A 10852-nucleotide genomic window follows, 5' to 3' on the forward strand; every position below is an offset into this window, starting at 1 on the left:
GCGCGCGGTCAGGTCCTGGCGGGCACGTCGCAGCGACGCGGCCTGGCCGCGGCCACGCGCTTCGGCAACGGCTTCGGCGAAGTTGCCGAACAGCACCGTCAGCAGCAGGATCGCGGTCACGGTCAGGCCAAAACCCAGCGGAGCGTTGCCGGTCAGGGTGACCAGCAACGCCACCAGCGTGCCCACCATCACCACCGCCATCACCGGGCTGTGGATCAGGTGGCGCGGCGACAGCTTGGTCACCGAATCGCGCAGGGCGCGGCGCAGGCCGGCCGCGTCGAGCAGACGCTGGCGGCGCGGAGAAGAGGCATTCAAGGGAAGCGTACTCATGGAATGGTGTCTCACTGCAGGGTCAGCGACAGGTGGTCGGCCACGGGGCCCAGCACCAGTGCCGGCATGAACTGCAATACGGTCAGGATGACGATCACCGCGATCAGGGTGATGCCGAAGGTCGGGGTTTCCAGCTGCAGCGTGCCGGCGGTTTCCGGTGCGCGGCGCTTGGCCGCCAGCTGCGCGCAGATCACCAGCGGCAGGATCAGCAGCGGGTAGCGACCCAGTATCAGCACCAGCGTGCAGGTCAGGTTCCACCACGGCGTGGCGTCGCCCAGCCCCTCGAAGCCCGAACCGTTGTTGGCATACGCCGACACGTACTCGTAGAACACCTGGCTGATCGCATGGAAGCCGGGATTGGAATTGCCGGTCAGCGAAGGCACCGCCAGGGTGATGCCGGTCAGCACCAGCAGGGTGATCGGCTGCAGCAGGATCAGCAGTGCGAGCAGACGGATCTGCGGCGTTTCCAGCTTGCGCCCGAACAGTTCCGGGGTACGCCCGGTCATCAGGCCGGCCAGGAACACGCCCAGCAGCAGGTAGACGATGAACTGCAGCAGGCCGCAGCCGATACCGCCCCAGATCGCACCCACCAGCATGTTCACCATCGGCACCGCGCCGGCCAGCGGACTCAGCGAGTCATGCATGCCGTTGACCGACCCGTTGGTGACCTGGGTGGTCACGGCCGCCCACAGCGCCGTGCCATCCGAGCCGAAGCGGACTTCCTTGCCTTCCATCAGCAGTGGGCTGGCCGCGGTGGAGGAGTAGCCCTCCAGCCACACCGTGGCCGCCACCGAGACGCTGGACATCGCCAGCATGCAGCCGAACACCAGGCCGGCCAGGCGCCTGCGTCCGGTGAACGCTCCCAGCATGAACACCACGGCGATCGGAATCAGCAGGATGCTGACAAGCTCGATCGCATTGGACAGCGGCGTCGGGTTCTCCAGCGGCACGCTGCTGTTGGGGCCATACCAGCCGCCGCCGTTGGCACCCAGTTGCTTGGCCGCGACCATTGCGGCAACCGGACCCAGCGGCAGCTTCTGGCCGTCCATGCCGGCTGCTGCATCAATCGGCGTAGCGGTCGGGCCACCTGCCAGCGTCGACGGAACGCCCTGGCTGGTCAGCAGCACCGCCCACAGCAGGCACAGCGGCAGCAGGAAGCGCACGCAGGCGCGCACCACGTCGGCGTAGTAGTTGCCGACGTTGACCACGCGGTCACCGTTGGCAACCGGCTCGGCCTGGGCGGTTGCCGCCGACGCGTCGGTCTTGATGAACAACGCACGCAGGGTGGCCACCAGCAGGGCCAGGCCCATCATCGGCGTGACCACCTGCAGGCCGGTGATCGCGGTCATCTGCGCGAAGTACGACAGCTGCGCCTGGCCAGAGTAATGCTGCTGGTTGGTGTTGGTCAGGAACGACACCATCGTGTGCAGCGCGGTATCCCAGCGCATGTTGGGAATCTGGTCCGGGTTGAACGGCAACCAGGCCTGGGTCATGAACACGATCTGCACCAGCACCGCGATTACCACGTTGCTGAGCAGGAACGCGCCCACATAGCCCCGCCAGTTCATGCCGCGCGCCGGGTTCACACCCAGCGCCCAGTACAGGGGCTTTTCAATCAGCCCGAACACGGCATCGCCGGGCATCGGCCCGCCGCGCATCACGCGGGCCAGGTAAAGCCCAAGCGGAAAGGCCAGCACGATGCTGGCCACAAGAATCAGAACGATCTCGGTCATGGTCGGCTCCGCTCAGAACTTCTCAGGCGCAAGCACGACGTACAGCAGGTAGGCAGCGGCAACGATCACCAGCACGCCGCAGACCAGGGCAAGCCAGGCGGGCAGGGTGGGTGGCGTCGCGGCTGCGGCGGCAACAACAGGCAGAATCAGGCTCATGGGACGTCCAGGTGGAACCACTCCACGTCAGGCCGCCATCGTCCGCCTCACCCCCGTAAACGCTCCACGCCCGGGCCGTCGCCCGGGCGTAAAAAAGCCATAAAAATCGCGATCAACCCCGCGGATCGTTGGCGACCGCCGTCCCCTTCAACACCCGATACCGCTGCAGGGTCTCCTCGATCTCCGTATCCAGCGCCTTGCGCTGGGCGATGAACGAAGCCTGCAGGCGCTGCTGCGCCACCAGTTCGGTATGGCGCTGGCGGATGTCTTCGCTCTGCTTGGGCGGCACCGGCTGCCCGGCCAGCTCGCGGTCGCCCGCGCTGGACAGCAGCGTCACCAGTGCCTCGCGCAGACTCGCCACGTTGTAACTGGCGGTCTGCACGTTGTTGTCCAGGATGCCGGTGCGCTCGTTGAACACGCGGCGCAGGTCGTCCTCGTTCTGATAGGTGACCAGCATCGCCTGCTCGGTGCGGTCGCGGGTTTCCTGTGCCGCCTCGTCCAGCTGGCGCTGGGCCGCGGCCACCGCTTCGACGGCACGCTCTTCTTCGGTCAGGGTGCGGTCCACCGAACCCCGGCGCAGACCGCTCTTGACCCCGAATTCCTCACGCGCGTTGTTCACCGCGTTCTGGGGCAGGGCATCACTGCAGATGCGCTCGGAGCCCTGGTTCCAGCAGTACAGCTTCTTCGGCTTGGCCTGCACCCGCTCGTACTTCGGGCGCTGGTCCTGGGCCTGCAGCACGGGTGCGGCCACAAGCAGGGCCAGCGCGGTGGCGGTGAGCGAAAACGTGGTGAACCTGGACATGGTGGGCAGCCCCCTGCTGCAATCAACGCGTAGGACGGCTGCCGTAACGGGACCGATAGTCCTCCAGCGGCTGCCGGTATCCGACAAGTTCCGGATTTCCAGAGGCAAAATCAAGCAGATCCGCCAGCGTGGCCACCGCCACCACCGGAATGCCGGCTTCTTCGGCCACCGACTGGGCCGCCGAGCGGCGGTCGGTTTCCGAGGCGATCTCCTGGCGGTCCAGCGCCACCACGATGCCGGCCGGGGTACCGCCCGCGCTCTTGATGATGGTCAGCGCCTCGCGGATGGCGGTGCCGGCGGTGATCACGTCGTCCACGATCAGCACGCGCTTTCCGTTCATGTCCGCGCCGATCAGGTTGCCGCCTTCGCCATGATCCTTGGCTTCCTTGCGGTTGAACGACAGCGGCAGGTCGCGGCCGCGCTGGGCGAATTCGCAGGCGGTGGCGGTGGCCAGCGGAATGCCTTTATAGGCGGGGCCGAACACCACGTCGAACTTCAGCCCGGTGGCTTCCACGGCGTCGGCGTAGCAGGCCGCCAGCTGGGCCATGCGGGCACCGGAGTCGAAACGGCCGGCGTTGAAGAAATACGGGCTCAGGCGGCCCGACTTCAGGGTGAACTGGCCAAAACGCAGCGCGTCGGCGGTCAGGGCCAATTGCAGGAAACGGTGACGATGGTCGCTCATCTAATGACTATTCAATTCTCTTTGGAGCGCAGATGCTAATCCATCCGCCCCAATTCAGGCTCGCGGCAGGCGGTCGCAGGCCTCTGCAGCGGCCGGATCCGGCCAGCCGCCGGCCCGGGCAACCCGGTATGCTTTGTCGGTTCCCGCACCAACCCTGGACACGCATGCGCATCATCAGTTTCAACGCCAACGGCATCCGCTCCGCCGCCAACAAGGGCTTCCTTGACTGGTTCCGCGCCCAGAATGCCGACGTGCTGTGCATCCAGGAAACCAAGGCCCAGGAAGACCAGCTGTCCGACCCCATGTTCCGCCCGGACGGCCATCACTGCTTCTACCGCGACGCCATCACCAAGAAGGGCTACAGCGGCGTGGCCATCTACAGCAAAAAGGAGCCCGACCAGGTCATCACCTCGCTGGGCTGGGCCCCCTTCGACGACGAAGGCCGCTACATCGAGGCCCGCTACGGCAACCTCAGCGTGGTCTCGTTCTACATCCCCTCCGGCAGCTCCGGCGACCTGCGCCAGGGCTTCAAGTACGAGGTGATGGAATGGCTGCGCCCGATCCTGGCGCAGTGGCTGGCCAGCGGCCGCGACTACGTGCTGTGCGGCGACTGGAACATCGTGCGTTCGGCGCTGGACATCAAGAACTGGAAGTCCAACCAGAAGAACTCCGGCTGCCTGCCGCCCGAACGCGACTGGCTCAACGGCCAGTGCGTGGACACCGACCAGGCCATGGACATCGCCGCCGGCCAGGGCTGGACCGACGCTTACCGCCTGCTGCACCCGCAGGGCGAGGACTACACCTGGTGGAGCAACCGCGGCGCGGCCCGGGCCAACAACGTCGGTTGGCGCATCGACTACCAGTTCGTCAGTCCCGGCCTGCGCGAGCGCCTGCGCAGCTGCTCGATCTACCGCGACGAGCGCTTCTCCGACCATGCACCGTTCACGGTGGACTACATCCCATGAGTGAAGCGGTTGCTGCCAAGCGCCAACGCCCGTGGCAGCGGGTGCTGGCCAACCTGACCGATAAAAAGGTCCTGGCCATGCTGCTGCTGGGCTTCAGCTCCGGCCTGCCGATCTATCTGGTCGGCAACACGCTCGGCTTCTGGATGCGCAAGGAAGGCATCGATCTCAGCACCATCGGTTTCCTGTCCTGGGTCGGTCTGGCCTATACCCTGAAGTTCCTGTGGGCCCCGATCGTCGACCGTACCGACGTGCCCGGGTTCGCCCGCCTTGGCCGTCGCCGCGGCTGGATGCTGTTGTCGCAGATCGTGGTCGCCGCCGGCCTGGTCGGCATGGCGCTGGTGCAGCCCAAGGGCGGGCACATCCAGTTCCTCGGCATCGCTTGGGAACACATCGTGGTGTTCGGGGTCATGGCGGTCATCGTCGCCTTCGCCTCGGCCACCCAGGATATCGTCATTGATGCCTGGCGCATCGAAAGCGCCAAGGACAGCGAGCAGCTCGGCCTGCTGACCTCCTCCTCCGCGCTCGGCTACCGCAGCGCCCTGCTGGTCACCGACGCACTGATCCTGCTGGTGGCCGCGCGCGTGGGGTGGCAGATCTCCTACGAACTGATGGCCGCGCTGATGATGGTCGGCGTGGCGGCCGTGCTGGTGGCCAAGGAGCCGGCCCGCGAAATTGCGGCGGTGAAGGGCCAGAACGCCGCGCTGTGGACCCCGCGGGGTCTGTTCGATGCCGTGGTCGGCCCGTTCGTGGCCTTCATCAAGGAGCACCGCAGCGGTGCCATCCTGATCCTGGTCGCGATCAGTGCCTACCGTATGGCCGACTTCATCATGGGCCCGATGGCCAACCCGTTCTATGTGGACCTGGGGCTGGACGAAGACGTGGTCGGTGCCGTACGCGGCTCGGTCGGGCTGGTCGCCACCTTCGTCGGCATCGCGCTGGCCGGCCTGATCGCGGTGCGCTGGGGCGTCCTGGTGACGCTGGTGGTCGGTGCGGTGCTGGGACCGTGTTCCAATCTGGCCTTCGCCTGGCTGGCCTATGTCGGCCCGGACACCACGTATTTCGCCGTGGCCATGGCCATCGACAACGTCGCAAGCGGGTTTGCCGGCACCGCCCTGATCGCCTACATGTCCAGCCTGACCAGCATCGGCTACACCGCCACCCAGTACGCACTGCTCAGCTCGTTCTACGCCATGCCCGGCAAGGCCTTGAAGGGCTTGTCCGGCTGGGCCGTGCAGAGCCTCGCGCAGGGCCGTACCCTGCTGGAAGGCTACGCGCTGTTCTTCATCGGGACCGCGCTGATCGCCATTCCGGTGGTGCTGCTGTGCCTGGGGTTGATCTGGCAGCAGCGGCGGCAACGTGCGGCTGCCGCCTGACCGCCCGGGAATGACATCGCGTGGGCCGGCCAACGGCCGGCGCTACCGATGGTTGGGATCCCGGTAGCGCCGGCCGTTGGCCGGCCCAGGGAATGTCAGAACGACTTCGCATCCGGCAGCGCCTGCAGCGCCGCGATGGCATCGGCCAGGGCATCCACCTCCGGGTTCTGGAACCCATGGCGCACCTCCAGCTCGCTGGAGAACAGCCCCTGTTCCAGCAGCACCACGCAGGTGTACTCGCGCGTCCACCCGCGTGCCACGGCAACGCGACGGATGCGTTCGTCGAGCAGCGGATCAAGATCGCGCAGCACCAGATCGGCCATGTGTTCTCCCCTTGCGTACAGCACCGCCCCCACGGCACAACAGCTGCGATCATGCGCCTGCCATGGGGCGCGGGCAATACGTCCGCGCGCCGCCGGAACTGATGCGTTCACCTAGGCCGGGTGAATCGCCCCCAGAATCCGCGGCCCCTGCGCCCCGGTCACGCTCGGCAGGTTGCCCGCCAGCCCATCCAGCGTGCGCTGCGCCAGCCAGGCAAAGCCCATCGCTTCCATGTAATCAGGATCCAGCCCGTGCACCGCGCTGGACTCCACCAACACGCCCGGCAGCCGCGCGCTGAGGCGGCGCAACAACTGCGGGTTGCGCACGCCACCGCCGCAGACCAGCACGCGACGGGCCTCGGGCAGATGCACCTGCAGAGCGTCGGCCACGGTGGCGGCGGTCAGCTCCAGCAGGGTCGCCTGGACGTCGGCAGCCGCCAGCGTCCTTCCTGCCAACGCGGACGCCGCCCAGTCCAGGTGGAACTGCTCGCGGCCGGTGCTCTTCGGTGGCGGCAGGGCGAACCACGGCTCGGCCAGCCACTGCGCCAGCAGTGCTTCATCGATCTGCCCGCTGGCCGCGAACGCACCGTCCGCATCGAACGGCACGCCCAGATGCTGCTGGCACCAGGCATCCATCAGCGCATTGGCCGGGCCGGTATCAAAGCCGCGCGGCACGCCCCCGCGCGGGATCAGGGTCAGGTTGGCAATGCCGCCCAGGTTGAGGATCGCGCGGTCTTCGTCGCTCTGACCCAGCATCGCCAGATGGAATGCCGGCATCAGCGGCGCACCCTGGCCGCCCGCGGCCACGTCCCGGCGGCGGAAGTCGGCCACGGTGGTAATCCCTGTCGCTTCGGCAATCCGGTTGGCATCGCCCAGCTGCAGCGTAAAGGCCGGGACAGCCAGCGGCCGGTGCCGCACCGTCTGCCCATGCGAGCCGATCGCCCGGACCTGCCTGCGATCCACGCCGCTCGCCTCCAGCAACGCGTTCGCGGCATCGGCAAAGCGCAGGCCGATCTGCGCGTCGATCCGGCCCAGCGTATCCAGCGAGTCCAGGCCGCCGCCTTCGCCCAGCGCGATCAGCTCGGCGCGCAGCGCCGGGTCCCAGGCGTGGGTATGGCCGTGCACGAAGCGGCACCCCCCGTTTGCGGGGAACTGCACCAGCGCGGCATCGATGCCATCGGCGCTGGTGCCCGACATCAGGCCCAGGTAAAGGGGGAGGGCAGGGTCAACGGCAGTCATGAAAAAGGCGGGTCCCGTCAAAGAACCCGCCCATCATCGCAATCCCAAGCCCGTAGAGCCACGCCCTGCGTGGCTGCACACCCTCAACCGCGCGTGTTCTTGGCCGGCTTGGCCGCACTGGCCGTCGCTTTATCAGCCGACGCTCCCTGCGGAGCCGGGCTCGCATCGGCGTAGATCAGCTTCTCCATGCCCTGGATACGCGCCAGCGCCGGCGCGGTCTGCGCACGGAAGGCGACCAGTTCGGCCCCCTTCAACGGTTCCGGCGGCGGCATGGTCACCGACAGCGGGTTGCGGTGCACGCCATTGACGCGGAATTCGTAGTGCAGATGCGGGCCCGTGGCCAGGCCGGTGGAACCCACGTAGCCGATCACCGTGCCCTGCGCCACGCGCTGGCCGGTCTTGATCTTGCCGAAGCGCGACATATGCCCGTACAGGGTGGTGTGTCCCTTGCCGTGATCCAGGATCACCACGTTGCCGTAGCCGCGCTGCACACCGGCGAACTGCACGCGGGCATCGCCGGCCGCCATGATCGGGGTACCGGTGCGCGCGGCGTAGTCCACGCCCTTGTGCATGCGCATCTTGCCCAGCACCGGGTGACGGCGCGCGCCGAAGGTCGAGCTCAGCCGGGCGAAGGGAATCGGCATGCGGATGAAGCTTTTCTTCAGCGGACGGCCGCTGACGTCGAAGTACTCCGACTTGCCGTTGCGGTCGAAGCGGAAGCCGCTGTAGGTCTTGCCGTCGGAGGTGAAGGTGGCCGCCAGGATCTTGCTGGTGTCCACCTTCTCGCCTTCGCGCCAGGTTTCATCCAGCACCACGCTGAAGCGATCGCCGGGCTGGATGTCCTTGGAGAAGTCGATGTCGTACTTGAAGATCTCGTCGGTCATCGTCGCGATCGCCGAAGGCGACAGCCCGGCCTTGCGCGCCGCCGCGTACAGCGAACTGGTGATTTCACCGCTGGTCACTACCCGGCGGGTGGAGCTCTCGCGCTTGGTGATCTGCTCGCTGATCTTGCCGTCCTTCAGGCTCAGCTCGACGCGGTTGTCGCCATCGCGGTTGTAGCGGATCGCCCGCAGGTCGCCCGACAGCGGGACATCGAAGGCGATCTCGGTGCCCGGACGCAGCTTCACCAGCGAGTCGCGCACACCCGGGTGGTCCAGCACCTGGTGCATCACCGTGGCCGGAATGCCGGCCTCGTCGAACAGGTCGCTCAGGGTCTGGCCACGCTGCACGCGCAGCACCTGCCAGCTGTCACCCGGCGTCTGGTTCTGGCGTTCCAGCGAAAGCGGCGGTAACGGCAGGGCCAGGGTGGAATGATCGGCCGAGTAGGGGCCGTCGATGGTGTGCGAGAAGCCCGGCACAATGGTGGCAACCAGTGCGCCAATGGTGGCGAACAGGCTGGCGTGCATCCAGTGGCGGCGGGTCCAGCGCTCGTTGAAGGCCGCAGGAAGATGCTGCTTGAGCTTCCGATGGAGGGCAGTGTCGTGAAGAACGTTGAGGCGTTCCTTGAAGCGCTGCTTGCGGGCGCGGCCTTGATCGGAGTTCAGCATTGTCGAGCGGTTCCTGGCTGACCCGGCAACTCGGGCCTAAACGCCGGTTACCATAGACAGGTATAAATATCGCGTCAAACCCTTGTGCCTATTGGATTTTGTGAAGCACTTGCGGTTAACTTGTACTTAACGTCATTCATATAAATACGGCACCGCCGGGAGTTGAACCGTGTCATCGATTGATCAAGCCCTCGCCCAGATCGGCCGCGGGGCCGACGAGATCCTCAAGATCGAGGAGCTGCGCCAGCGGCTGGAGAGCGGCCGCCCGCTCCGGGTGAAGGCCGGCTTCGACCCCACCGCGCCGGACCTGCACCTGGGCCACACGGTGCTGTTGAACAAGCTGCGCCAGTTCCAGGACCTGGGCCACCAGGTGATCTTCCTGATCGGTGACTTCACCGGCATGATCGGCGACCCGTCCGGCAAGAACGTCACCCGCAAGCCGCTCAGCAAGGACGACGTGCTTGCCAACGCCCGCACCTATGAGGAGCAGGTGTTCAAGGTGCTGGACCGCGAAAAGACCGAAGTCCGTTTCAACTCCGAATGGTTCGGCAAGATGGGCGCGGCCGACATGATCCGTCTGGCCGGGCAGCACACCGTCGCGCGCATGCTCGAGCGGGATGACTTCGCCAAGCGCTACGCCGCCCAGCAGTCAATCGCCCTGCACGAGTTCCTGTACCCGCTGGTGCAGGGCTACGACTCGGTTGCCCTGGAAGCGGACGTGGAACTGGGCGGCACCGACCAGAAGTTCAACCTGCTGATGGGCCGCGGCCTGCAGGAGCATTACGGGCAGAAGCCGCAGATCGTGCTGACCATGCCGTTGCTGGAAGGCCTGGACGGCGTGGCCAAGATGTCCAAGTCGCTCAACAACTACATCGGCATCAGCGAACCCGCCATCGACATGGTCACCAAGACCATGAAGATCGGCGACGACCTGATGTGGCGCTGGATCGAGTTGCTGTCGTTCGACATCAGCCAGGCCGAAGCGCTCAGCCTGCGTGAGCAGGTCGAAGGTGGCAGCCTCAACCCGCGCGAGGTGAAGCTGCGCCTGGCCCGTGAGCTGACCACCCGTTTCCACGACGCCGACGCCGCCGAACTGGCCGTTGCCGGCTGGAACGCCGCCGTGACCGGGCAGGGCGACGTCAGCCTGCTGCCGCTGCAGGAAATGGCCATCCCGGCCGAAGGCCTGCGTATTGGTGCATTGCTCACCGCCGCCGGCCTGACCCCCAGCAACTCCGAGGCCTCCCGCAAGCTCAAGGAGCGTGCGGTGAAGGTCAACGGTGAGGTGGTGGAAGACGCCCAGCAGATGTTCACCCCCGGCTTCGAAGGCCTGCTGCAGGTCGGCAAGCGCAACTTCGCCCGCGTCCTCCTGGTTGCGTCTCCCTGATGTAGAGCCGGGCGTGCCGCGCCTTCGCAACATTGACGCACCGCATCGACGAACGCGTCGCCACGCGCCCGTGCAATGACACGCTTTGACGTAGAGCCGGGCTTGCCCGGCTGCTCTTCACGCAACGTCAAAAAAATTTCACCAACCCCCTTCCCAAATTCACCGGAAGGGCACATACTTTCCCTCCCCCGACGCAGGGGTCACCGCAAGGCGGCCACGGCAACGGAACGGATCGCCAACAACCTCGAAAAAAGGTGTTGACGGAAACGAAAAGCCTGACATAATAGGCGGCTCGCTTCGACGAAAAGACCTCCGGGTCGC

Annotated in this window: 10 protein-coding genes and 1 pseudogene; 3 read left to right on the forward strand and 8 right to left on the reverse strand. The window is 66.5% G+C overall.

Annotated features, from left to right (window positions below; genetic code table 11):
• The 5 genes and pseudogenes from EGJ34_RS18000 to pyrE form a co-directional block, all read right to left on the reverse strand.
• Nucleotides 1-330: pseudogene (locus tag EGJ34_RS18000) on the reverse strand (potassium-transporting ATPase subunit B); the annotation flags it as partial.
• Between the two features lie 11 nt (nucleotides 331-341).
• The gene (gene kdpA, locus EGJ34_RS18005) at nucleotides 342-2063 is read right to left on the reverse strand and encodes a potassium-transporting ATPase subunit KdpA (protein ID WP_125361842.1); all 1722 of its coding nucleotides are present in this window, start codon (nucleotides 2061-2063) and stop codon (nucleotides 342-344) included.
• A 12-nt stretch (nucleotides 2064-2075) separates the two neighbouring features.
• Nucleotides 2076-2219, reverse strand: coding sequence for a potassium-transporting ATPase subunit F (locus EGJ34_RS22775; protein WP_260477049.1), 144 nt, complete (start codon nucleotides 2217-2219; stop codon nucleotides 2076-2078).
• A 112-nt stretch (nucleotides 2220-2331) separates the two neighbouring features.
• Nucleotides 2332-3021, reverse strand: coding sequence for a hypothetical protein (locus EGJ34_RS18015; RefSeq protein ID WP_125361843.1), 690 nt, complete (start codon nucleotides 3019-3021; stop codon nucleotides 2332-2334).
• A 22-nt stretch (nucleotides 3022-3043) separates the two neighbouring features.
• Nucleotides 3044-3703: an orotate phosphoribosyltransferase gene (gene pyrE / locus EGJ34_RS18020; RefSeq protein ID WP_125361844.1), complete on the reverse strand. Its 660-nt coding sequence runs from the start codon at nucleotides 3701-3703 to the stop codon at nucleotides 3044-3046.
• A gap of 164 nt (nucleotides 3704-3867) precedes the next feature.
• On the opposite strand from pyrE, the gene EGJ34_RS18025 reads away from it, so the two are divergent.
• Complete coding sequence (locus EGJ34_RS18025; protein WP_125361845.1) at nucleotides 3868-4668, forward strand: exodeoxyribonuclease III; 801 nt, start codon at nucleotides 3868-3870, stop codon at nucleotides 4666-4668.
• Nucleotides 4665-6041 (forward strand): MFS transporter, encoded by a 1377-nt coding sequence (locus tag EGJ34_RS18030; RefSeq protein ID WP_125361846.1) that lies wholly within the window; start codon nucleotides 4665-4667, stop codon nucleotides 6039-6041. Before EGJ34_RS18025 ends, EGJ34_RS18030 begins: the two co-directional genes overlap by 4 nt.
• A 95-nt stretch (nucleotides 6042-6136) precedes the next feature.
• Here EGJ34_RS18030 and EGJ34_RS18035 read toward each other — a convergent pair whose 3' ends face one another.
• The 3 genes from EGJ34_RS18035 to EGJ34_RS18045 all read right to left on the reverse strand — a co-directional run bounded on the left by EGJ34_RS18035 (nucleotide 6137) and on the right by EGJ34_RS18045 (nucleotide 9147).
• On the reverse strand, nucleotides 6137-6364 hold the full coding sequence (locus tag EGJ34_RS18035; protein WP_125361847.1) for a hypothetical protein: 228 nt from the start codon (nucleotides 6362-6364) through the stop codon (nucleotides 6137-6139).
• Between the two features lie 111 nt (nucleotides 6365-6475).
• Nucleotides 6476-7600 (reverse strand): anhydro-N-acetylmuramic acid kinase, encoded by a 1125-nt coding sequence (locus EGJ34_RS18040; protein WP_125361848.1) that lies wholly within the window; start codon nucleotides 7598-7600, stop codon nucleotides 6476-6478.
• Between the two features lie 83 nt (nucleotides 7601-7683).
• Nucleotides 7684-9147 carry a M23 family metallopeptidase gene (locus tag EGJ34_RS18045; protein ID WP_125361849.1) on the reverse strand — a complete coding sequence of 488 codons (1464 nt, stop codon included), beginning with the start codon at nucleotides 9145-9147 and terminating at the stop codon, nucleotides 7684-7686.
• A gap of 169 nt (nucleotides 9148-9316) precedes the next feature.
• On the opposite strand from EGJ34_RS18045, the gene tyrS reads away from it, so the two are divergent.
• The gene (gene tyrS / locus EGJ34_RS18050) at nucleotides 9317-10531 is read left to right on the forward strand and encodes a tyrosine--tRNA ligase (protein ID WP_125361850.1); all 1215 of its coding nucleotides are present in this window, start codon (nucleotides 9317-9319) and stop codon (nucleotides 10529-10531) included.
• The last annotated feature ends 321 nt before the right edge of the window (nucleotides 10532-10852 follow it).

Source organism: Stenotrophomonas sp. 278 (assembly GCF_003935715.1).
In the GTDB taxonomy this organism is placed as follows: domain Bacteria; phylum Pseudomonadota; class Gammaproteobacteria; order Xanthomonadales; family Xanthomonadaceae; genus Stenotrophomonas; species Stenotrophomonas maltophilia_AH.

Excerpts from the sequence above, each read along its gene's own strand:
- kdpA (WP_125361842.1), bottom strand. The coding sequence starts at position 2,063 with ATGACCGAGATCGTTCTGATTCTTGTGGCCAGCATCGTGCTGGCCTTT.
- EGJ34_RS22775 (WP_260477049.1), bottom strand. The coding sequence starts at position 2,219 with ATGAGCCTGATTCTGCCTGTTGTTGCCGCCGCAGCCGCGACGCCACCC.
- EGJ34_RS18015 (WP_125361843.1), bottom strand. The coding sequence starts at position 3,021 with ATGTCCAGGTTCACCACGTTTTCGCTCACCGCCACCGCGCTGGCCCTG.
- pyrE (WP_125361844.1), bottom strand. The coding sequence starts at position 3,703 with ATGAGCGACCATCGTCACCGTTTCCTGCAATTGGCCCTGACCGCCGAC.
- EGJ34_RS18025 (WP_125361845.1), top strand. The coding sequence starts at position 3,868 with ATGCGCATCATCAGTTTCAACGCCAACGGCATCCGCTCCGCCGCCAAC.
- EGJ34_RS18030 (WP_125361846.1), top strand. The coding sequence starts at position 4,665 with ATGAGTGAAGCGGTTGCTGCCAAGCGCCAACGCCCGTGGCAGCGGGTG.
- EGJ34_RS18035 (WP_125361847.1), bottom strand. The coding sequence starts at position 6,364 with ATGGCCGATCTGGTGCTGCGCGATCTTGATCCGCTGCTCGACGAACGC.
- EGJ34_RS18040 (WP_125361848.1), bottom strand. The coding sequence starts at position 7,600 with ATGACTGCCGTTGACCCTGCCCTCCCCCTTTACCTGGGCCTGATGTCG.
- EGJ34_RS18045 (WP_125361849.1), bottom strand. The coding sequence starts at position 9,147 with ATGCTGAACTCCGATCAAGGCCGCGCCCGCAAGCAGCGCTTCAAGGAA.